The 19,494-nt window shown below is 72.1% G+C and carries 21 protein-coding genes; 9 read left to right on the top strand and 12 right to left on the bottom strand.

Going from position 1 to position 19,494, the window contains the following annotated elements:
- Positions 1-180: 180 nt before the first annotated feature.
- Both ACH4U7_RS27500 and ACH4U7_RS27495 read left to right on the top strand, forming a co-directional pair.
- Complete coding sequence (locus tag ACH4U7_RS27500; RefSeq protein WP_385620544.1) at positions 181-663, top strand: sec-independent translocase; 483 nt, start codon at positions 181-183, stop codon at positions 661-663.
- A 117-nt stretch (positions 664-780) separates the two neighbouring features.
- Positions 781-1,470 (top strand): hypothetical protein, encoded by a 690-nt coding sequence (locus ACH4U7_RS27495; protein WP_398530491.1) that lies wholly within the window; start codon positions 781-783, stop codon positions 1,468-1,470.
- A 165-nt stretch (positions 1,471-1,635) separates the two neighbouring features.
- Here ACH4U7_RS27495 and ACH4U7_RS27490 read toward each other — a convergent pair whose 3' ends face one another.
- The 3 genes from ACH4U7_RS27490 to ACH4U7_RS27480 are packed head-to-tail and all read right to left on the bottom strand — an operon-like array spanning position 1,636 to position 4,703.
- A complete protein-coding gene (locus ACH4U7_RS27490) occupies positions 1,636-2,790 on the bottom strand; it encodes an Mrp/NBP35 family ATP-binding protein (protein ID WP_398530490.1) in 1,155 nt (384 codons plus the stop codon).
- Positions 2,791-2,833: 43 nt separating this feature from the next.
- Positions 2,834-3,370: a DUF1003 domain-containing protein gene (locus tag ACH4U7_RS27485; RefSeq protein ID WP_398530489.1), complete on the bottom strand. Its 537-nt coding sequence runs from the start codon at positions 3,368-3,370 to the stop codon at positions 2,834-2,836.
- Positions 3,360-4,703 (bottom strand): magnesium transporter MgtE N-terminal domain-containing protein, encoded by a 1,344-nt coding sequence (locus ACH4U7_RS27480; RefSeq protein ID WP_398530488.1) that lies wholly within the window; start codon positions 4,701-4,703, stop codon positions 3,360-3,362. Before ACH4U7_RS27480 ends, ACH4U7_RS27485 begins: the two co-directional genes overlap by 11 nt.
- A 208-nt stretch (positions 4,704-4,911) precedes the next feature.
- On the opposite strand from ACH4U7_RS27480, the gene ACH4U7_RS27475 reads away from it, so the two are divergent.
- Entirely contained in the window at positions 4,912-5,676 is a 765-nt protein-coding gene (locus tag ACH4U7_RS27475) for a hypothetical protein (protein WP_398530487.1), read from the top strand.
- 143 nt (positions 5,677-5,819) lie between these two features.
- Here the strand turns inward: ACH4U7_RS27475 and ACH4U7_RS27470 are convergent, their stop codons facing one another.
- Entirely contained in the window at positions 5,820-6,362 is a 543-nt protein-coding gene (locus ACH4U7_RS27470; RefSeq protein WP_398530486.1) for a hypothetical protein, read from the bottom strand.
- A 102-nt stretch (positions 6,363-6,464) separates the two neighbouring features.
- Between ACH4U7_RS27470 and ACH4U7_RS27465 the strand changes: the two genes are divergently transcribed.
- Complete coding sequence (locus tag ACH4U7_RS27465; RefSeq protein WP_398530485.1) at positions 6,465-7,439, top strand: DMT family transporter; 975 nt, start codon at positions 6,465-6,467, stop codon at positions 7,437-7,439.
- 6 nt (positions 7,440-7,445) lie between these two features.
- On the opposite strand, the gene corA is transcribed toward ACH4U7_RS27465, so the two are convergent.
- Positions 7,446-8,546 (bottom strand): magnesium/cobalt transporter CorA, encoded by a 1,101-nt coding sequence (corA, locus tag ACH4U7_RS27460; RefSeq protein ID WP_398530484.1) that lies wholly within the window; start codon positions 8,544-8,546, stop codon positions 7,446-7,448.
- 453 nt (positions 8,547-8,999) lie between these two features.
- Between corA and ACH4U7_RS27455 the strand changes: the two genes are divergently transcribed.
- The 3 genes from ACH4U7_RS27455 to ACH4U7_RS27445 all read left to right on the top strand — a co-directional run bounded on the left by ACH4U7_RS27455 (position 9,000) and on the right by ACH4U7_RS27445 (position 11,346).
- Complete coding sequence (locus ACH4U7_RS27455; RefSeq protein WP_398530483.1) at positions 9,000-9,620, top strand: suppressor of fused domain protein; 621 nt, start codon at positions 9,000-9,002, stop codon at positions 9,618-9,620.
- Positions 9,621-9,713: 93 nt separating this feature from the next.
- Positions 9,714-10,352, top strand: coding sequence for a DUF6758 family protein (locus ACH4U7_RS27450; protein ID WP_043486859.1), 639 nt, complete (start codon positions 9,714-9,716; stop codon positions 10,350-10,352).
- A 70-nt stretch (positions 10,353-10,422) separates the two neighbouring features.
- Positions 10,423-11,346, top strand: coding sequence for a PHP domain-containing protein (locus tag ACH4U7_RS27445; protein WP_398530482.1), 924 nt, complete (start codon positions 10,423-10,425; stop codon positions 11,344-11,346).
- Between the two features lie 98 nt (positions 11,347-11,444).
- On the opposite strand, the gene ACH4U7_RS27440 is transcribed toward ACH4U7_RS27445, so the two are convergent.
- Positions 11,445-11,597, bottom strand: coding sequence for a hypothetical protein (locus ACH4U7_RS27440; RefSeq protein ID WP_014176661.1), 153 nt, complete (start codon positions 11,595-11,597; stop codon positions 11,445-11,447).
- Positions 11,598-11,805: 208 nt separating this feature from the next.
- On the opposite strand from ACH4U7_RS27440, the gene ACH4U7_RS27435 reads away from it, so the two are divergent.
- Positions 11,806-12,738 (top strand): NYN domain-containing protein, encoded by a 933-nt coding sequence (locus ACH4U7_RS27435; RefSeq protein ID WP_014176660.1) that lies wholly within the window; start codon positions 11,806-11,808, stop codon positions 12,736-12,738.
- 11 nt (positions 12,739-12,749) lie between these two features.
- On the opposite strand, the gene ACH4U7_RS27430 is transcribed toward ACH4U7_RS27435, so the two are convergent.
- Positions 12,750-13,658, bottom strand: a complete 909-nt coding sequence (locus tag ACH4U7_RS27430; protein WP_398530481.1) for an alpha/beta fold hydrolase — start codon at positions 13,656-13,658, stop codon at positions 12,750-12,752.
- Between the two features lie 665 nt (positions 13,659-14,323).
- Positions 14,324-16,087 carry a DEAD/DEAH box helicase gene (locus ACH4U7_RS27425; RefSeq protein WP_398530480.1) on the bottom strand — a complete coding sequence of 588 codons (1,764 nt, stop codon included), beginning with the start codon at positions 16,085-16,087 and terminating at the stop codon, positions 14,324-14,326.
- Between the two features lie 454 nt (positions 16,088-16,541).
- Between ACH4U7_RS27425 and ACH4U7_RS27420 the strand changes: the two genes are divergently transcribed.
- Positions 16,542-17,321 (top strand): ferritin-like fold-containing protein, encoded by a 780-nt coding sequence (locus ACH4U7_RS27420; RefSeq protein WP_398530479.1) that lies wholly within the window; start codon positions 16,542-16,544, stop codon positions 17,319-17,321.
- A 119-nt stretch (positions 17,322-17,440) separates the two neighbouring features.
- On the opposite strand, the gene ACH4U7_RS27415 is transcribed toward ACH4U7_RS27420, so the two are convergent.
- From ACH4U7_RS27415 to ACH4U7_RS27400, 4 genes are all read right to left on the bottom strand, one after another.
- A complete protein-coding gene (locus ACH4U7_RS27415) occupies positions 17,441-17,707 on the bottom strand; it encodes a hypothetical protein (protein WP_398530478.1) in 267 nt (88 codons plus the stop codon).
- Positions 17,708-17,951: 244 nt separating this feature from the next.
- The gene (locus ACH4U7_RS27410) at positions 17,952-18,179 is read right to left on the bottom strand and encodes a DUF3107 domain-containing protein (protein WP_014176655.1); all 228 of its coding nucleotides are present in this window, start codon (positions 18,177-18,179) and stop codon (positions 17,952-17,954) included.
- Between the two features lie 174 nt (positions 18,180-18,353).
- Positions 18,354-18,995, bottom strand: a complete 642-nt coding sequence (locus tag ACH4U7_RS27405; RefSeq protein WP_398530477.1) for a TetR/AcrR family transcriptional regulator — start codon at positions 18,993-18,995, stop codon at positions 18,354-18,356.
- A 144-nt stretch (positions 18,996-19,139) separates the two neighbouring features.
- On the bottom strand, positions 19,140-19,364 hold the full coding sequence (locus ACH4U7_RS27400) for a hypothetical protein (protein WP_398530476.1): 225 nt from the start codon (positions 19,362-19,364) through the stop codon (positions 19,140-19,142).
- Positions 19,365-19,494: the final 130 nt, after the last annotated feature.

Genomic DNA, 19,494 nt, shown 5'->3' with positions numbered 1-19,494 from the left:
GACGCCGGGGGCACCTCCCAGCTAGCTGGGAGGAGGGTGATGTCAGGGGGCACCTCCCAGCGGTAGCTGGGGGAGGGTGACGTCCGATGTTGGTCCGGGCGTCTCCCGCCCTGCCCCTGCCGACAGGTACCGTGTTCAGTGGCCTGGACCGTGGCCACAGACGTCCCTAGGAGCTGCAAGGTGTTCTTCGACATAGGACCCCTCGAGCTGATCGCGCTCGTCATCCTTGCGGTGCTCGTCTTCGGCCCGGAGAAGCTTCCGAAGGTCATCCAGGATGTGTCGCGGTTCATACGCAAGGTGAGGGAGTTCTCCGACAACGCCAAGGAGGACATCCGCTCCGAGCTGGGCCCGGAGTTCAAGGACTTCGAGTTCGAGGACCTGAACCCGAAGAATTTCGTCCGCAAGCATGTGCTCGACTCGGACGACATGGGCCTCAAGGAGATCCGTAACGGCTTCGACCTCCGCAAGGAGATGGCCGAGGTCGCGGACGCGGTGAACGGCCGGGAGAGTGACGCCGCACACGGCTCTTCCGGTTCTTCCCCGACCTCGAAGTCCGGCGGCGGGTCCGGCTCCGACAGCGGCTCCAGCACCCCTGACCTGCTGCGCAAGCGCGAAGAGCCGGGGCGCGAGGAGCGTCCGCCTTTCGACTCCGACGCCACTTGATCCCCCCGTATGCCCGGCCTGGTTGACCCGTATGGCTATCCTCCCTTTGTCCGGGGTGAGGTCGCCTGAGGGGGGCGGGCCGCCCACGACGCAGGGCAACGAGGAGGCTCCGCGCAGATGGAGACGACGAGTCGGCTAGGGGAGCAAGGGGTGGCTGATACAGCGGGCGCGTCCGCCGAGGAGGCCGCGTCGGCCGCTCAAGGGATCCCCGCCGACGCTCGGCGGAGGGTCGACGGCTATCTGATGGCCGCCTTCCCGTGGTACGGCCTTGACGAGGCGTTCACGGGGCGGCGCCGGCTGATGCAGGTGGGCGCGGCCGCGGACGGCACGGTCGAGCACGGCTCCACCGGGCACGGCGACGAGCCGTCGCTGCGCGCCGAGACCGAGCCGGACCAGCAGCGCTTCGCGGTCGTGGTGACCGTGGCCAGCCGCCCGGTGCGGGACAGCGCGGACGGTACGGGCGTGCTGGAGGCCACCTCGGTCTCCTCGGCGGCCTGGCTGGCCGGGTCCGGCCTGCTGTCGTCGACCTGGCCGACGCGTATGGAGCGCGCGCTGCGCCAGGACTGGCTGGACCAGCAGACCGCGATCGCCTGGGAGCTCGCGGACGACCTCGACGGCCCGGGCTGGTCGCAGCTGTCGCTGCCGGTGGACGGGGTGCCGACCGACTTCCACTACCGCGAGTCCGAGTACGGCTGGGTGCTGGCCGGATCGGCCCGCGAGGGCGTGCACATCGGCGCGTACGGGCGCGGGATGAGCGCGTACGGGCTGGGCTTCGCGGTGATCAAGGACATCACCGCGTACGAGTAGCCGACCACCGCGTACGAAGAGCCGAGAGCGGGCAGCCGGCCGAGAGCAGGCAGCTGCCGAGGCAGAACAGCCGGACAGCAGGCAGTACGAAAAGACCGGGCGGCCCCCCTGAGGAGGCCGCCCGCAGCTCTTCTTGCCCGCTCGCTGAGCCCGCTTAAGGCTCGCTCAGAACTTGTTGCGCGGAGTGATGCCCAGCGACATACCCGCCAGCCCGCGCTGCCGCCCCCCGAGCTTGCCTGCGATGGCCCGCAGCGCGCTGCCCGCCGGGGAGTCGGGGTCGGTCAGCACGACCGGCTTCCCCTCGTCGCCGCCCTCGCGCAGCCGCACATCGATCGGGATGGCGCCGAGCACCGGCACCGTGGCACCGGTGGCCCGGGTCAGGCCGTCGGCGACCGTCTGGCCGCCGCCCGTGCCGAAGACGTCGACCATCTCGTCGCAGTGCGGACAGGGCAGTCCGGACATGTTCTCGACCACGCCGACGATCTTCTGATGGGTCTGGACCGCGATCGAGCCCGCCCGCTCGGCGACCTCGGCGGCGGCCTGTTGCGGCGTGGTGACGACCAGGATCTCGGCGTTGGGCACGAGCTGGGCCACGGAGATCGCGATATCGCCGGTGCCCGGCGGCAGGTCGAGCAGCAGTACGTCCAGGTCGCCCCAGTAGACATCGGCGAGGAACTGCTGGAGCGCGCGGTGCAGCATCGGCCCGCGCCACACCACCGGGGCGTTGCCCGGGGTGAACATGCCGATCGAGATGACCTTCACGCCGTTGGCCGACGGCGGCATGATCATGTTCTCCACCTGGGTGGGGCTGCCGTCGGCGCCCAGCATGCGCGGCACCGAGTGGCCGTAGATGTCCGCGTCCACGACGCCGACCTTCAGACCGTCGGCGGCCATCGCCGCGGCCAGGTTGACCGTCACCGACGACTTGCCGACGCCGCCCTTGCCGGACGCCACCGCGTACACCCGGGTCAGCGAGCCCGGCTTGGCGAAGGGCACCTCGCGCTCGGCCTGGCCGCCGCGCAGCGAGGTGGCCAGCTCGCGCCGCTGCTCGTCGCTCATCACATCCAGCTCGACGGTGACGCCCGCCACGCCCGCGACCTTGGACACCGCGTCCTGCACCCGAGCGGTGATCGTCTCGCGCATGGGACAGCCGGCGACCGTGAGGTAGACCGCCACCGCGACCGTGCCGTCCGCCGCGATCTCGACGGATTTGACCATGCCGAGATCCGTGATCGGCTTGTGGATCTCCGGGTCGTTGACCGTCGCGAGCGCGGCGCGCACCGCGTCCTCGGTCGGTGTGGGGGCAGTGTCGGTAGCCATAGGGAGATGGTACGGCGCACCGGGTACCGGGCGGTAAGGGCGGTCAGCGGTCGCGTTCGTCACGCGGGGCCGGGGACGGGGCGGGGGACGGGGCGGCGCGCCCCTTGGCCCCCTCCCGCTCCACCTCCCTGATCAGATCCTGGAACTCGGAGCGGATCCAGTCGCGGGTCGCCACCTCGCCCATGCCCATCCGCAGCGCGGCGATCTCCCGGGCCAGGAACTCGGTGTCGGCGATGGAGCGCTCGTCCCGGGCGCGGTCCTGCTCCAGGGTGACCCGGTCGCGGTCGGCCTGCCGGTACTGGGAGAGCAGGATCAGCGGGGCCGAGTAGGAGGCCTGCAGCGAGAGCATCAGCGTCAGGAAGATGAACGGGAAGGAGTCGAACCGCAGCCGCACCGGTGCCAGGATGTTCCAGCCGAGCCATACGGCGACGAAGACCGTCATCCAGACGATGAAGCGGCCGGTGCCCAGGAAGCGGGCGATCCGCTCCGACGCCTTGCCGAACGCCTCCGGGTCCCACCGCGGCAGCCGGACGCGGCGGCGCTCCCTGGGCCGGTCGAGCCGGGCTCCCTCACCGGCCATCGGGCACCTCCGGCCAGCCGCCACGGACCGCGGGCCGGCTTCCGGGGACCGTCGGCGGGCCTCCGGAGACCGTGGGCGCGGCCATGCCGTACAGCTCCCGCTCCCGCCAGTCGGGCGGCAGCAGGTGGTCGAGCACATCGTCGACGGTCACCGCGCCGAGCAGCGAACCGCTCTCGTCCACGACCGGCGCCGTGACCAGGTTGTACGTGGCCAGATAGCTGGTCACACCGGGCAGCAGGGCCTCGGGCCGCAGCGGCTGGAGATCGGTGTCGACGACCGAGGCGACGAGCGTGTACGGCGGCTCGCGCAGCAGCCGCTGGAAGTGCACCAGGCCCAGATAGCGGCCGGTCGGTGTCTCGTCCGGCGGCCGGCACACATACACCTGCGCGGCGAGCGCGGGGGTCAGATCTTGGTTGCGTACGCGCGCGAGGGCGTCCGCGACCGTCGCGTCGGGGCGCAGCACGATCGGGTCGGGCGTCATCAGCCCGCCCGCCGAGCCCTCCTCGTACGACATCAGCCGCCGCATGTCCGCCGCGTCCCGCGGTCGCATCAGGGCCAGCAGCCGCTCCTTGTCCTCCTCGGGGAGCTCGGAGAGCAGATCGGCCGCGTCGTCCGGGTCCATCGCCTCCAGGACGTCGGCCGCGCGCTCCTCCTGGAGCTTGCCGAGGATTTCGACCTGGTCGTCGTCCGGCAGCTCCTCCAGGACGTCGGCGAGCCGTTCGTCGTCCAGTGCCGCGGCCACTTCGCCGCGGCGCTTCGCCGAGAGGTGGTGCAGCACATTGGCGAGGTCGGCGGGGCGCAGCTGCTCGAAGGTGGCCAGCAGGTTCTCCGCGCCCTGCCCGTGCTCCTCGAGGGAGAAGCCGGTGACCGCGGACCAGTCGACGGTCAGCGTCTCCCCGCGCCGCCGCAGCGCGCCCGACCTGCCGCGCCGTACGAAGACCTTGTCGATCTGCCAGTCCCGGCGCGCGGGCAGCTGTGCCATGGCCACGTCGAGGACCGTGACCTCCTCGCCCGTCTCCACCATCCGTACGGTGCGGTCCAGCAGCTCGCCGAGCACCAGGGTCTCGGTCGGGCGCTGCTCGAAGCGCCGCATGTTGACCACGCCCGTGGTGATGACCTGGCCGGACTCGACGCTGGTCACCCGGGTCATGGGCAGGAAGATCCGGCGGCGGGTGACCACTTCGACCACCAGACCCAGGAGGCGCGGCGGCCGGCCGCCCAGGCGCAGCATGGCCACCAGATCGCGGACCCGGCCCACCTGATCGCCGTTGGGGTCGAAGACGGGAACACCCGCGAGGTGCGAGACGAACACCCTGGGGGCGCCTGCGGGCATGTCATGCGCCTCCCTGTGTCATGGGCTCTGTCATCGGCTCTTCCGCCGATGCAAATATCAGCTTCATTGGCGTATGTGGTCGTATACGGCTATCGGTTTGAATGCCGGGTTCAGGCTAGCGCGCCCGGCCCTGCCCTGCCGCCGGGGCGGCACCCCTGGACGGCACCGGTACGCTGCCCCTGCATCGGCTTCAGGAGGCAGAGCAGACGTGCGCACCCGGAACCCAGCTGTCGTGGCGGCGATGTGCGCGGGGTTGGCCGCAGCGCTCGCCGGATGTGGCGGCGACGGCGGCGGCGAGGACCCCGACGCGGGCACCAACGGCGTGGGCAAGCTCCCCGCCGCGAAGATCGAGGCCAGAGCCCAGAAGGCCGCCGGGGACGCCGAGGCGGTACGTCTGTCCGGCGAGCTCGTCACCAAGGGGCGCACCTACAAGGTCGACATGCGGCTCAAGGGGGACGGCGGCACCGGCCAGGTCTCCACCGAGGGCAGCACCTTTCAGCTGCTGCGCGTCGGCAAGGACCTCTACCTCAAGGCTGACGCGGGCTTTTGGGCGCACAAGAGCGAGAGCGGCGAGGGCGGCGGCAGCGGACAGAGCGCGGGCGACGCCGCCGCCGCGAAAAAGCTCGACGACAAGTACGTGAAGATCCCGGCCGGCGACCCCTCGTACAAACAGCTCAGCGGGCTGACGGACAAGACCCTGCTGCTCGACGGGCTGCTCGGCCTGCACGGAAAGATCTCCACGGGCGACCGCGGCAAGGTCGACGGCGTACGGACCATCCGGATCCGCGGCGGCGAGGGCAGCGGCGGGGCGCTCGACGTGTCCTTGGAGGGCACGCCGTATCCGCTGCGGCTGGAGCGGGCGGGCCGCGCGGGCGTGATCCGGCTCGCCGACTGGGACAAGGACTTCACGCTGGCCGCGCCCGACAAGGGCGATGTCGTGGACTACGGACAGCAGATCCCCAGCGGTACGTAACGCCCCAGCGGTACCCCCAAGCGGTGCGTAACGCCCCAGCGGTACCCCCAAGCGGTGCGTAACGCCTCAGCGGTGCGTAACGCCTCAGCGGTGCGGTACCGCTGAGGCGTTAACGCAGCGAGATCCCCAGCGGTGCGTACCGCTCAGCGGCCCTTGCGTGCGCGGCCCCGGCGGGCGAGCAGCTTGGGGAGCCCGGCGGGCATCGGGCGGCGGGTGGTGGCCGGGCTCGGCGGCGGGGGCGCGGCCAGGGAGCCGGACGGCAGCTCCTCGACCGGGGCCGACGTCGGCTCCAGGCGCAGCACCCGGCACTCACGGGCCCAGCGCTCGGCGATCCGCTCGGAGTCCGGGGCGTTCAACCGCTTGCCCTTCAGCTCGTCGACGGCGGCCGTCCACGCCTCGCCGCCGGGCGCGAGTTCGGCCACCCGGGCGGGCCAGGTGACGAGCCGTCCGCCCTTGTCCTTGCTGCGCACGGTGACGGTGGCGGCGCCGCCGTCCGCCAGGCCGAGGTCGCTCAGGGGCTGCTCCCCGGGGCCGTCCCCGACCAGACAGACCGCACCCTCGTGCCATACGTGCCACAGCGCGCGGTCGCCGACGGCCTGGGCGTCGGCCGTGCCACGGACCCAGACGAGGGCGGACTTCTTGGCCGCTTCCTCGATGAGGGCGCGGTCCAACGGGGTCTGCGTCATGCGGACAGCCTATGGCCAGGTGGGGCGACCGCCGTACGGACGGCCGTCCCACCAGATGGGCGGACAGTTCCGAAGGGTCCTGATGCCTCCTACCCTGAGGCCGTGTCCAATGCCAGTTCCAGCCGCTCCGGGACCTCCGCCGGTGTCGGTCCGGCCGGTCCGGCCGGACCTCTGGCCCCTGTCCCGCAGGCCCCCGCCGGTCACCCCGCCGTCACCCTCGATGTGGCGCTGCTGGCGCTCGCCGTCGCCTCGGTCTCGTTCTCCGCGCCCCTGGTCGCCGCGACGGCGGCCCCGGCCCTGGCCGTCGCGTTCTGGCGCAACGCCATGGCCGTCGGCGCGCTCACCCCCTTCGCGCTGCTGCGCCACCGGCGGGAGCTGCGCGGGATGGGGCGCGGCGGGGTGATGCTGTCCGTCGGGTCGGGGGCGCTGCTCGCGCTGCACTTCGGGGCGTGGCTGCCCAGCCTGCATATGACCTCCGTCGCCTCGTCGACCGCGCTCGTCACCACGACCCCGATCTGGACCGCGCTGCTGCTGCGGCTGCGCGGGCAGCGCCCGTCCGGCCTGGTCTGGGCGGGCATGTCGGTCGCCCTCCTCGGCGTGGTGCTGCTGACCGGCGTCGATCTGTCGCTGTCCACGCGCGCGCTCGCGGGTGATGCGCTCGCGCTGGTGGGCGGTATCGCGGGCGCGGGGTATGTGGTGCTCGGCGCCGAGGTGCGGCGGACGGTGAGCACGACGGCGTACACCTATGTCTGCTACGGCACCACCAGCGTGCTTCTGCTGATCACCTGCCTGGCCTCCGGTACGGCCCTGGGCGGCTACAGCGGCGCGACCTGGCTGAAGCTGGCCGCGCTGACGGTCACCGCGCAGCTGCTGGGCCATTCGCTCATCAACCGCGTGGTCAAGGGCCTGGGGCCGTCCATCACCTCGACCTCGCTGCTGCTCGAGACGCCGGGCGCGGCCCTGATCGCCGCCCTCTGGCTGGGCCAGACGCCGCATGCGGTCGCCTACCCGGCGCTCGGGGTGATCCTCGTCGGTCTGGCGCTGGTGGTGCTGGCGGACCGCAGGAAGCCGAGCTGAAGGCTGTCAGAGCCAGCCGTTGCGCTTGAAGCCGCGGTGGATCACAAAGCAGATCGAGACCGTGACGACGAGCACCGCCGGGTAGCCGAACTTCCAGCGCAGCTCCGGCATGTAGTCGAAGTTCATACCGTAGATCCCGGCGATCATCGTGGGCACGGCGAAGATCGCTGCCCAGGACGTGATCTTGCGCATGTCCTCGTTCTGGGCCACGGTGGCCTGCGCCAGATTGGCCTGGAGGATCGAGTTGAGCAGGTCGTCGAAGGCCAGCACCTGCTCATTGACCCGCGCCAGGTGGTCCGCGACGTCCCGGAAGTACTTCTGGATGTCCGGGTCCACCACCCGCATCGGCCGCTCGCTCAGCAGCTGCATCGGCCGCAGCAGCGGCGAGACGGCCCGCTTGAACTCCAGCACCTCGCGCTTGAGCTGGTAGATCCGCCCCGCGTCGCCGCCCCGCCGGGAGCTGGCCGCCGAGAAGACGTCGATCTCGACCTCGTCGATATCGTCCTGGACCGCGTCGGCGACCGCGAGATAGCCGTCCACGACCTGGTCGGCGATCGCGTGCAGCACCGCCGAGGGGCCCTTGGCCAGCAGCTCGGGGTCCTCCTGGAGACGGTGGCGCAGCGCGCGCAGCGAGCCCTGGCCGCCGTGCCGGACGGTCACGATGAAGTTCCGGCCGGTGAAGCACATGACCTCGCCGGTCTCGACGACCTCGCTGGTGGCGGTGAGCTCCGCGTGCTCGACGTAGTGGATCGTCTTGAAGACGGTGAACAGGGAGTCGTCGTACCGCTCCAGCTTCGGCCGCTGGTGCGCCTGGACCGCGTCCTCCACGGCCAGCGGGTGGAGTCCGAACTCCTGTGCGATTCCGGCGAACTCGCGCTCGGTCGGCTCGTGCAGCCCGATCCAGGCGAAGCCGCCCTCGGCGCGCACCTGCTTCATGGCCTCTGTCGGGCTGCAGTGGTCGCTGACCCGACGCCCGTCGCGGTAGACGGCGCAGTCGATCACCGCGCTGGAGACGGAGGGGTCGCGGGTGGTGTCGTAGTTGCTGGTGGCGCGGGTGCGGCGCAGGGCGGGGCGGACGGCTGCGCGCAGGTCACGGATCATCGACATGACGGGCTCCTTCACGGGCAGGCCGTCAGCGACGGGCGCGCGGCGCAGCGCGGCCCGGAAGGTGGACGTACGGGCTTCGGTGGCCGTACGTCCGCAAAGCGGGCGGCACTCCGTGCGATGGCGCTGACGGAAGTTCGCGGTAGAAAAGAGACAAAGCGTTACGAAGGCGCTCTACCGTCAAGTGCCCTGGATGCGAATCGACTTCACGTGTTTCACCGCGGAGCGGTGGGGTACGGAAGGTTTCAGATCAAGAACAGCCGCATACCGAGGGGAAGGGGACGGGAGAACTGTCGGTACTGCACGGTCGACTAGGATCCACCGCAGCCCCACCTCCTCCAGTCGGTCCCCCTTGAGGGATGACGTATAACTCCCTGGGCAGGCGCCAAGGCTACCAGCCGTCTGAACCGATAAGTCGCCGCTTTGCCTGTTCGATACGCGATCTATGCTCGCCGCATGTCAGACGTTCTTCAGCTGGTCGAGGCCCGATTGCGGACGGCGCTGGGCGAGCCTGACGCCCGCGCCGCCGTGACCTTCGTCGGTACGGACCGCATCGAGGTGCTGCGCTTCCGCGACGCGGACGTCGTGCGTTACGCCACACTCGGCATGGCCGACCGGCCGATGACCGACCCGACCGCCGTCAGCACCAGTGCGGCGCGCAACCCGCTGCGCGGCCCGCGCGCCGAGCTGGTGCTGACGGTGCGGATCGGCGGCGCGGGCGTGGGCCCCGGGCTGCCCGTACTCGACGAGGTGCTGCGCCCGCTCGCCGTCCTCGCCGCGTCCCCCCAGGTGGAGGGCCTGGTGGTGGCGCCGGGCGCCTCGCTGGACCTGGGCGGGCCGCTGTGGCCGGGCGCGCCCTTCACCTCCGTATTGGTGGCCGAACCGGGCGGGCTGGTCGAGGACTTGGAGCTCGCCCAGCCAAGGGACCCGGTCCGGTTTCTGCCGCTGCTGCCCATGACCGGGAACGAGGCGGCGTGGAAGCGGGTGCACGGCGCGGGCGCGCTGCAGGACCGCTGGCTCAGGCACGGCACGGATCTGCGGGACCCGAGCCGCTCCGGGGTGCCGCTGGCGAGCTGAGATGAGGGGGGCGGCTCGTGTGCCGGCCCGAGTCGCATCCGGACGGGTGATCGTCCTTGACGTGGCGACGCCCGGGGAGGACCGTGGGGCCCTATGAGGGGCGAACCCAGTTGCCCGAAGTGCGGTGGCCGGGTGCGGGCGCCCGGTCTCTTCGCAGACTCCTGGCAGTGCGGGGTGCACGGCACGGTGCATCCGCTTCAGCCGGTCGTCCCGCCGAGCGTCGAAGCACTCGTGGTCGTCACCAACCGTGCCCGTGTGCCCGTGTGGATGCCGTGGCCGCTTCCGGTCGGCTGGCTGTTCACCGGCGTCGCATGCGCGGGCGACGACCGCAGCGGCGGCCGGGCCACCGCCGTGGCCTGCTCAGGACCCGGACCGCTGGGCGGGCCCGGGGAGCTGCTGCTGGTCGCCGAGGAGCTGGGGGTCGGGCTCGGTGCGCGATACGCCGGGATCCGCGGCCCCGACCCGGGGCCCGGTATGCGGGTCGACCGGGCGCCGCAGGTCAAGGTGTTGGCCGCCGGGCGGCCCACCCCGCTGTGGCTGGTCGAGGGCACACCGGACGACCGCGCGGTGTTCGCGGGGGAGGCGTGCGGGCTGTGGCTGTGGGCGATCGTCTGGCCCGAGCAGACCGGTCTGATGATGTACGACGAGATGGTGCTCACCGATCTGCGGGACGCCGGGGCCGAGGTGGACCTGGTGCCGTGCGGGGCGCTGTCGCCGCGCATCCTGGGCTGATCATCTCGGTGGCGGCCGGTTATTCTGAAGCGTCCCCTCCGTTCCACCGCCGCAGCTGGGAGCCCGCGTCGTGCGCATCGATCTGCACACCCACTCCACTGCGTCCGACGGTACGGACACCCCCGCCGAGCTGGTGCGCAACGCCGCCGCGGCCGGGCTGGACGTCGTCGCGCTCACCGACCACGACACCGTCGGCGGGTACGAGGAGGCGAAGCGGGAGCTGCGCGGCGGTTCATCGGGGCTGACCCTGGTGACCGGCGCCGAGCTGTCGTGCCGGCTGATGGTCCCGCCGTCGCCGGGCGCCTCAGGTACTGCCTCAGGTACGTCGGAAGACGGCGCGGCGGGCGTGAGCCTGCACATGTTGGCGTATCTCTTCGACCCGGTCGAGCCGGAGCTGGCGCGCGAGCGCGAGCTCGTCCGCGACGACCGGGTGCCGCGCGCCCGCGCGATGGTCGACAAGCTGCGGGAGCTGGGCGTGCCGATCACCTGGGAGCAGGTGGCCCGGATCGCCGGCGACGGGGCCGTGGGGCGGCCGCATGTGGCGACCGCGCTGGTCGAGCTGGGCGTCGTCGACAGCGTCTCGGACGCCTTCACTCCGCAGTGGCTCGCCAATGGCGGCCGGGCCTACGTCGAGAAGCACGAGCTCGACCCGTTCGAGGCGATCCGCCTGGTCAAGGCGGCCGGCGGGGTGACCGTCTTCGCGCATCCGCTGGCCCTCAAGCGCGGGCTGTGCGTGCCCGAGAGCGCGATCGCGGAGCTCGCCGCCGCGGGTCTTGACGGGATCGAGGTGGACCATATGGACCACGACGAGCCCACGCGCAAGCGGCTGCGCGGACTCGCCGCCGAGCTCGGCCTGCTCACCACGGGCTCCAGCGACTACCACGGCAGCCGTAAGACCTGTCGTCTCGGCGAGTACACGACGGATCCCGAGATCTACGGAGAGATCGTCCGCCGGGCGACCGGGGCGTCCCCGGTGCCGGGCGGGGCCGGCTGAGCGGTCCGGCCGGACGCACAAGCGCCCCCGTGCGACGAGGCACAGGGGCGCCGGAAGCTCCGTACTGCGAGCTACTGCTGCGTACTACAAACGGGGCGTTACCGGGCTGAGCTTTCGGCGGGGCGGATGTAGATGCGCTGACCGATTGCGGCGGCCTGCTGCACGATCCGGTTGACGGAGGCGGCGTCTACAACGGTGCTGTCCACGGCGGTCCCGTCGACATCGTCGAGGCGCATGATCTCGAAGCGCATGGCTTCTCCCTTCGTCTGATCCTCCTGAGGAGAACTGTGGTGTGAGACGGATGCGCGCGGCGCCAGTGCCGCGAGCTTCCGTACGGTTCAACAGAGGGTGCCATGGAAAACATTCCCTACGCTAAAGAAAATTTTCGGGAGCCTAATTACCGTCTCGTACCAGGTCCGGTTGTGTCCTGAGCGCGTCGGCCCGGAGAATGAAGCGCGTATGAGTGACGTCACGCCTCCGGGCCAACCAGACCTCGCCTCGGTCGTCGCAGGCATCGAGCGCACCAATGAGCTGCTGCAGCGTGTGCTCGCAGAGGTCGCGACCACGCCCTCCACCCACGCGATATTCGTGGACGCCGGCTATGTCTACGCGGCCGCCGGCCGACTGGTCGCAGGAACCGAGGACCGCAGAACCTTCGAGCTCGACGCCGAGGGGCTCATCGAGGCGTTCATCGACAAGGCCCGCACGATCTTCCCGGACAGCAGGCTGCTGCGCGTCTACTGGTACGACGGCGCCCGGCGCCGTATTCACACCTCCGAGCAGCAGAGCATCGCCGAGCTGCCCGACGTCAAGGTCCGGCTCGGCAACCTCAACGCGAACAACCAGCAGAAGGGCGTCGACTCCCTCATCCGCTCCGACCTCGAATCCCTCGCCCGGCACCGCGCCATCGGCGACGCGGTGCTGATCGGCGGGGACGAGGATCTGGTCTCCGCGGTCGAGGCGGCGCAGGGGTACGGCGCGCGGGTGCACCTCTGGGGCATCGAGGCCGTCGAGGGGCGCAATCAGGCCGAGCCGCTGCTGTGGGAGGTCGACAGCCAGCGCACCTTCGACCTCGACTTCTGCAAGCCGTACGTCACCCGCCGTCCGGCGGGCTTCGAACCGTACGGAGCCGAACCGGGCCCGGGCGCGCCCGCCCCCAGCCGCGACGACGTCCGCTTCGTCGGGGCACAGATCGCCGCGCGATGGCTCTCCTCGCGCGGCCGGGAATCACTCGCCGAGCTGCTGCCCGGCCACCCCTACCTGCCGGGCTCGGTCGACCAGGAGCTGCTGATCGACGCGGAGGCCCTGCTGCGCCTGTCGCTGCGTACCCATGCCGATCTGCGGCGCGCGCTGCGGGACGGCTTCTGGGAGCACCTACAGGCCCAGTACTGACGCGTCTGCTGTCAGCTGTCGCCGTCGACACCGCGCCAGAAGCCGATCAGGGCCTCGGCGGTGGGGAGCGGCCGCTCCGCGTTGGGGGAGTGCCCCGCGCCCTGGATCACGGTGCGGTGGGCGCCGAGGCGTTCGGCCATCTCGTCCATCAGCGGCACCGGCCAGGCGTAGTCCACGATCCCGGACAGCACATGCTTGGGCAGCGCCACCCCGGCCAGCTCCGCGACCCGGTCCGGCTCGCTGTTCAGCTGCCGCCCGGTGGCGATCAGCTGCTCGGGAACGGTGCCCAGCCAGCGCTGGTGGAGGAAGTCCTCGACGCCCGGCGGCGTGGTCTCCTCGGGCGCCTCCGGCGGGTCGAGTTCGCGCATCGCCTGCCAGACGGTCTCCATATCGGTCACGGCCAGCGCGTCGATCAGCAGCTTGGTGCGGGCCTGCTGCGATTCGGAGATGGCGGCCGGGCCGGAGCACATCAGCGTCAGCGAGGCGAAGGCGTCCGGGGCCATCAAGACGGCGGTCCGTACGACCAGCCCGCCGAGCGAATGCCCGAGCACATGCAGCGGCGTGGAGCCCTCGGCGGTGGCGGCGTCGGCGGTGGTGCCGGCGTCGGCGTCCAGCGCGGCCGTCTGCGCCAGGACGTCCCGGGCCAGCTCCTGCTGCGCGTACGCCGCCTCGTCCCGCGGCCCGCCGGTCTCGTGCTGCCCCCGCCCATCGACCGCGACCACCCGGAACCCGGCGCGGGCCAGCGGCTCCAGCAGCGCGATGAAGTCCTCCTTGCTCCCGGTGAACCCGGGCACCAGCAGCACCGTCCCCCGCACCGCCCCCTCAGGGCGCGCGTCATGTACGGCGAACTCTCCGCGGGCGGTACGAAGACGGTGCGCACGGGCGCACCCGGGCAGCGTGATGAACGGCGGCCTGCTCATGCGCCGAGGCTAGCGCGCACACGGAAAATCCCGGCTAACCCGCCATGACGTGTGCCGCCACGTCCCCGCTTCTCCTGCGTCTTAGCGTGCGCGGGCCGCCACCGGGGGCCGCTCCTGGCGGGCCGTGGCCCGTGGCCCGCGGGGCGGGACTCGTATCCGGCAGACGGTGTCCGGCGGGCGCTTTCGGGACGCCGCGCCCGCCGCGGGCGCGGCGTCGGTGGCGGGTCGGCTTCGGCCGGTGGCCGTCGGGGGCCGGGCCGGTGTCTGGGGCCTGCCCTCCGGAGGGTCCGCATTTGCGCACGGTCAGGCCGCCACGTGGGTGACGCTGCGATTGGCCGCTGCCTCCGGCGGCCGGCCGTGGCTGGTGGCGGGTGCCGCACGCCGTCCCGTCGCCGCCGCCCGGGTCGGCGCTGCCGTTCGGCTCGCCACGCGTCGGCGCCGTACCACCCCCAGGCGCGGTGGTGTCGGTGCCGCGTGCGGTGTCGCTTCCGGCGGGTCCGCGGTCTCCGGACGCGGGACGCGTCCCGGACAGCGCGATCGGAGGACGGCCGGGGAAATCGGCCGGTGCGGCCGGACGACTGTTGCCCCGGCTGGGGGCTTCGGGGACGCCGAAGGGCCCGGTCCGGGGGAGCGGATCGGGCCCTTCGGCGGTGGGGCGGGTGGCGTCAGCTTGCCTCTGTGGCCTCGGCCTTTGACGCTGCCGAGCGGGTGCGGCGACGGCGGCGGACCGGCTTGGCCTCGCCGTCCCCGGCCTCGGCCGGTGCCGTCTCGGCCTGCGGTGCCGGTGCCGTTGCTGCCGTCGCTTCCGCGGCCTTGGCGGTTGCCGCGCCGCGGGTGCGGCGGCGGCGCGGCTTGGCCGGGGCCTCGGCGGCATCGGGGGTCGCCTCGGGCTGTGCGGGGTCGGTCACGGCCGTGGTCGGGCCCTCGGCCGTGGTGACCGCCGCCTCGGCGTCGGAGCCGCTGTCGGCTGCCTTGGCCGTGACCCCCGCGCGGGTGCGCCGACGGCGGCGGGGCTGCCTCGGCTCGGCGGTGGCCTCCGGGGCCTCGGCTGTGGCCTCCGCGGTGTCCACGGCCGCCTCGGCCGCCTGCGTCGAGTCGTCGGTCACCCCGTCGACCACGACGCCGCCGCGCAGCCGGCGCCGCTGGCGCGGCGTGCGGGTGCGGGCCGGGCGCTCCTCGGCAGGCGCCGCCGCCGAGGGACGGCGGCCGCCGCGCGCGGACCGGGCGCCGCGGGCGCCGGTCTCGCCGAGGTCTTCGATCTCCTCGGCGTCCAGGCCCGCCCGGGTGCGCTCGGCGCGCGGCAGGACACCGGTGGTGCCCTCCGGGATGTTCAGCAGCTCGTACAGGTGGTCGGAGGTGGAGTAGGTCTCCTCCGGCTCGTTGAATGGCAGGTCCAGCGCCTTGTTGATCAGCTGCCAGCGCGGGATGTCGTCCCAGTCGACGAGGGTGACGGCGGTGCCCGACGCGCCCGCGCGGCCGGTGCGGCCGATGCGGTGCAGATACGTCTTCTCGTCCTCGGGGGACTGGTAGTTGATCACATGCGTGACGCCCTCGACGTCGATGCCGCGCGCGGCGACGTCGGTGGCCACCAGCACATCGACCTTGCCGTTGCGGAAGGCGCGCAGCGCCTGCTCGCGCGCTCCCTGGCCGAGGTCTCCGTGCACCGCGCCGGAGGCGAAGCCACGGTGGGCGAGCTGGTCGGCGATGTCGGCGGCGGTCCGCTTCGTACGGCAGAAGATCATCGCGAGGCCGCGGCCCTCGGCCTGCAGCACCCGCGCCACGACCTCCGGCTTGTCCAGGGAGTGGGCCCGGAAGACATGCTGAGTGATGTTCGCGACGGTCGCGCCCTCGTCGTCCGGCGCGGTGGCGCGGATGTGGGTGGGCTGCGACATATAGCGCCGGGCCAGTGAGATGACCTGGCCCGGCATGGTCGCCGAGAAGAGCATCGTCTGGCGCTTGGCGGGCAGCATCTGGATGATCTTCTCGACGTCGGGCAGGAAGCCCAGGTCGAGCATTTCATCGGCCTCGTCGAGGACGAGGGTCTTGACGGAGGAGAGCCGCAGCTTCTTCTGGCCCGCCAGGTCGAGCAGCCGGCCGGGGGTGCCGACGATCACGTCGACGCCCTTCTTCAGGGCCTCGACCTGCGGTTCGTACGCACGGCCGCCGTAGATCGACACAACGCGCACGGCGCGGACCTTGCCGGCGGTGAGCAGGTCGTTGGTGACCTGCTGGCAGAGCTCGCGGGTGGGGACGACCACGAGCGCCTGCGGGGCGTCGGTCAGCAGCTCGGGCTTGGCCCGCCCCGCCTCGACGTCCGCGGGGACGGTGACGCGCTCCAGCAGCGGGAGGCCGAAGCCCAGCGTCTTGCCGGTGCCGGTCTTGGCCTGTCCGATGACGTCGGAGCCCGAGAGGGCCACGGGGAGCGTCATCTCTTGGATGGGGAACGGGGACGTGATGCCGACGGCCTCAAGGGCCTCGGCCGTCTCGGGGAGGATCCCGAGGTCTCGGAAAGTGGTCAGGATGCTTGCCTCTTCTGTGAGACGCGGCGTGAGGCGGCGAAGGGGTCGCACGGCGCCCCGAGTACAACCGGCCTTGGGGTGGCCGGTCCGGCGCGGGACCACTGCCCTCGCTCGAGCGCTCATACCGCGAGCGGGTCCCTCCTGCCGTGCGCACGATTACATGCGCGCCGCGCGGAGGGCGGTCGGTTTGGAGCCGATCGGGCCACCGACCGGGCATCCGTATGCGTGGAACGACCCGCCGATACTCGACGGGCGCCTCTAGCACTGTACCCCGAGACCGCGCATCTGTGACCGGGATGCCGGATGCGCCCCGTTGCCGGTCCCGGCTGACCAGGGCCTTCCACGGGGCGCTGGGCGGGCTATTGTGCGCAACATGGAGACGTCTGACACACCGGAGAACGCCCCCGCCGACGGGGAGCGCACCGAGGGACACGCCGACGGGGAGCGCACCGGGATCGCCGCCCAGGACTGGGCGCGGGCGGCCGCCCACCCGCAGTACCGCGCGGCCGTGGTGGACCTGCTCGGCGCCCTCGCCTACGGCGAGCTGGCCGCCTTCGAGCGCCTGGCCGAGGACGCCAAGCTGGCGCCCACGCTGGAGGACAAGGCGGAGCTGGCGAAGATGGCGTCCGCCGAGTTCCACCACTTCCAGCAGCTCAGAGACCGGCTGGCGGAGGTGGGCGAGCAGCCGACGGCGGCCATGGAGCCGTTCGCGGCGGCGCTGGACGGCTTCCACCGCCAGACCGCGCCGTCGGACTGGCTGGAGGGTCTGGTCAAGGCGTACGTCGGCGACTCGATCGCCAGCGACTTCTACCGCGAGGTGGCGGCCCGGCTGGACTCGGACACCCGCGGGCTGGTGCTGAGCGTGCTCGACGACACCGGCCACGCCTCGTTCGCGGTGGAGAAGGTACGGGCGGCCATCGAGGCGGACCCGCGGGTCGGCGGGCGGCTGGCGCTGTGGGCGCGGCGGCTGATGGGCGAGGCGCTGTCGCAGGCGCAGCGCGTGGTCGCGGAGCGGGACGCGCTGTCCACGATGCTGGTGGGCGGGGTCGCGGACGGCTTCGACCTGGCGGAGGTCGGCCGGATGTTCTCCCGGATCACCGAGGCGCACACCAAGCGGATGGCGGCGCTGGGCCTGGCGTCCTGAGCCCGGCGCTCTGAGCCTGGTGCTCTGAGCCGTCGGACGGCGCGGTAGCGCGCGGCCCGCGCCCCTGGAGGGGTGCGGGCCGCGGTGCGTATGGGGGGTGGCTCTCAGACAGGTGGCTCTCAGGCCGTGGCGGAGCGGCGGAGCCTGCGGGCCGGGCGGACCAGCAGCGACAGCAGCGCCACCGAGAAGCCGAGCGCGGCGATCAGCACCGTCAGGGTATGTCCCGGGCCCAGCACGGCGTGGGTGAGCAGGGAGCCGAGAAGCGCGGCGCCGGGGCCGGTGGACAGCAGCAGCCGTCGGGAATGGAACCTTCGAGGCTGCCAGCGGCCCGCCCCGTATGCGATGGCGAGACCGATCAGTACGGAGCCGAGCGCTTCCAAGATCATGGTGCGTCCTCCCGTGCGTGCATCGGGACCGGGCCCTCGTGGTACAGCGGTGCCGAGCCCCGGTCGCAGCCGTCCTACCCCCGGCCGGCGGCGGGCAACCCTGCCCGGCCGACCGAACCTGAAGACGGCCTTCCGCACGGGCGCGAAAGCCTTCCGCGAAGCCATCCGTGCGGGCGCGAAAAGGGGCGGGGCCCGGTGAGGGTTCTCACCGGGCCCCGCCGCGTTCCGTTGGCGCGGACGCTGCTCAGAGCGCGCTGAAGCCGACCTTGCGGGCGGCCGGCTCGCCGATCTCGACGTATGCGAGCCGGTCGGACGGGACCAGGACCTTGCGGCCGTGGTCGTCCACCAGGGTCAGCAGCTGCGCCTTGCCGGCGAGCGCGTCGGCCACGGCGCGCTCGACTTCCTCGGCAGACTGTCCGCTCTCCAAAACGATCTCGCGGGGCGCGTGCTGCACGCCGATCTTGACCTCCACGGCTTTGTCCCTCCGACGGTCAGTTGGGGTGCGCGGCCAGCCGCGCCGTACGCAGCACACATTAGCCCGGTGCGGAGACCGGACGGGCCGTACGGGCGCACGCCCGCAGCGAACACGCGGTCGCCGGGGGCGCGGCGGACACCCGCACACCGCCCCGGCCGCCGCGCGCGGCTCTCAGTTGCCGCCGTCGGCGCCGTGCAGCGGGAAGCCCGCGATGCCCCGCCAGGCGAGCGAGGTGAGCAGCTGCACGGCCGTATCGCGCGGCACCTGACTCTCGCTGGAGAGCCAGTAGCGCGCGACGACCTGCGAGACCCCGCCGAGGCCGACCGCCAGCAGCATCGACTCGTCCTTCGGCAGGCCGGTGTCCTCGGCGATCACCTCGCTGATCGCCTCGGCGCACTGCAGCGAGACCCGGTCCACGCGCTCGCGCACGGCCGGCTCGTTGGTCAGGTCCGATTCGAACACCAGCCGGAAGGCGCCGCCCTCGTTCTCGACGTACGCGAAGTAGGCGTCCATGGTGGCGGCGACGCGCTGCTTGTTCTCGGTCGTCGACGCCAGCGCGGTGCGCACCGCGTGCAGCAGCGCCTCGCAGTGCTGGTCCAGCAGGGCCAGATAGAGGTCGAGCTTGCCGGGGAAGTGCTGGTAGAGCACCGGCTTGCTGACCCCGGCGCGCTCGGCGATATCGTCCATGGCCGCCGCGTGATAGCCCTGTGCCACGAAGACCTCCTGGGCCGCCCCCAGGAGCTGATTCCGTCGGGCTCGGCGCGGCAGGCGCGTGCCCCGCGGGCGCGCCTCGGTCTGCTCGATGGCTGTCACGCCGCCTCCCAATGAGTGTTCTGTACACGGTGTCCACCGCGCCCGCCATCGTACTTTTGGGTAACAGGGCGGCGCGCGGTCCGTACGGAGAATTTCACGGGCCGCACTCCGTGGAAAGTCGATAAAGCTGACAAATGTCGCAGTTCACGAGTAGTCGTCCTCGTCCACTTCGACGATCCGGGCCTGCTCCATGCGGTCCGCCTCGTTCGCCTCCGACATTGCGTCCGCGCTCACGGGCTCGTCCCGGGTCGGCAGGAGGTCGTGGTGCTGCTCCGCGGCGTCCACTTCCGGTGCTTCGACGTCCTCCACGGCGAATTCGGCGGCGTCGTCTTCCTCGAAGGTCTCGGGGTCGCTGGGGTCGACGGACATTTCTCCCCTTCCTCAGGCGTTCTCAGGCGCCCGGGTCCGGGCGTTTCTCCCGCCCGCCCCGGCCCGGAGTGATCGTCCCTGTATTTACGAGCCTAGGAGAGCTCACTTTCGGACGCTACGCGGCCTGTGA

Source organism: Streptomyces sp. NPDC020845 (genome assembly GCF_044334165.1).
GTDB lineage: Bacteria > Actinomycetota > Actinomycetes > Streptomycetales > Streptomycetaceae > Streptomyces.
Note: the sequence above shows the minus strand (reverse complement) of the source record. Positions and strands in the feature narration are given on the sequence as shown.

Excerpts from the sequence above, each read along its gene's own strand:
- ACH4U7_RS27495 (WP_398530491.1), top strand. The coding sequence starts at position 781 with ATGGAGACGACGAGTCGGCTAGGGGAGCAAGGGGTGGCTGATACAGCG.
- ACH4U7_RS27490 (WP_398530490.1), bottom strand. The coding sequence starts at position 2,790 with ATGGCTACCGACACTGCCCCCACACCGACCGAGGACGCGGTGCGCGCC.
- ACH4U7_RS27485 (WP_398530489.1), bottom strand. The coding sequence starts at position 3,370 with ATGGCCGGTGAGGGAGCCCGGCTCGACCGGCCCAGGGAGCGCCGCCGC.
- ACH4U7_RS27480 (WP_398530488.1), bottom strand. The coding sequence starts at position 4,703 with ATGCCCGCAGGCGCCCCCAGGGTGTTCGTCTCGCACCTCGCGGGTGTT.
- ACH4U7_RS27470 (WP_398530486.1), bottom strand. The coding sequence starts at position 6,362 with ATGACGCAGACCCCGTTGGACCGCGCCCTCATCGAGGAAGCGGCCAAG.
- corA (WP_398530484.1), bottom strand. The coding sequence starts at position 8,546 with ATGTCGATGATCCGTGACCTGCGCGCAGCCGTCCGCCCCGCCCTGCGC.
- ACH4U7_RS27455 (WP_398530483.1), top strand. The coding sequence starts at position 9,000 with ATGTCAGACGTTCTTCAGCTGGTCGAGGCCCGATTGCGGACGGCGCTG.
- ACH4U7_RS27450 (WP_043486859.1), top strand. The coding sequence starts at position 9,714 with ATGAGGGGCGAACCCAGTTGCCCGAAGTGCGGTGGCCGGGTGCGGGCG.
- ACH4U7_RS27440 (WP_014176661.1), bottom strand. The coding sequence starts at position 11,597 with ATGCGCTTCGAGATCATGCGCCTCGACGATGTCGACGGGACCGCCGTG.
- ACH4U7_RS27435 (WP_014176660.1), top strand. The coding sequence starts at position 11,806 with ATGAGTGACGTCACGCCTCCGGGCCAACCAGACCTCGCCTCGGTCGTC.
- ACH4U7_RS27430 (WP_398530481.1), bottom strand. The coding sequence starts at position 13,658 with ATGAGCAGGCCGCCGTTCATCACGCTGCCCGGGTGCGCCCGTGCGCAC.
- ACH4U7_RS27425 (WP_398530480.1), bottom strand. The coding sequence starts at position 16,087 with ATGACGCTCCCCGTGGCCCTCTCGGGCTCCGACGTCATCGGACAGGCC.
- ACH4U7_RS27415 (WP_398530478.1), bottom strand. The coding sequence starts at position 17,707 with ATGATCTTGGAAGCGCTCGGCTCCGTACTGATCGGTCTCGCCATCGCA.
- ACH4U7_RS27400 (WP_398530476.1), bottom strand. The coding sequence starts at position 19,364 with ATGTCCGTCGACCCCAGCGACCCCGAGACCTTCGAGGAAGACGACGCC.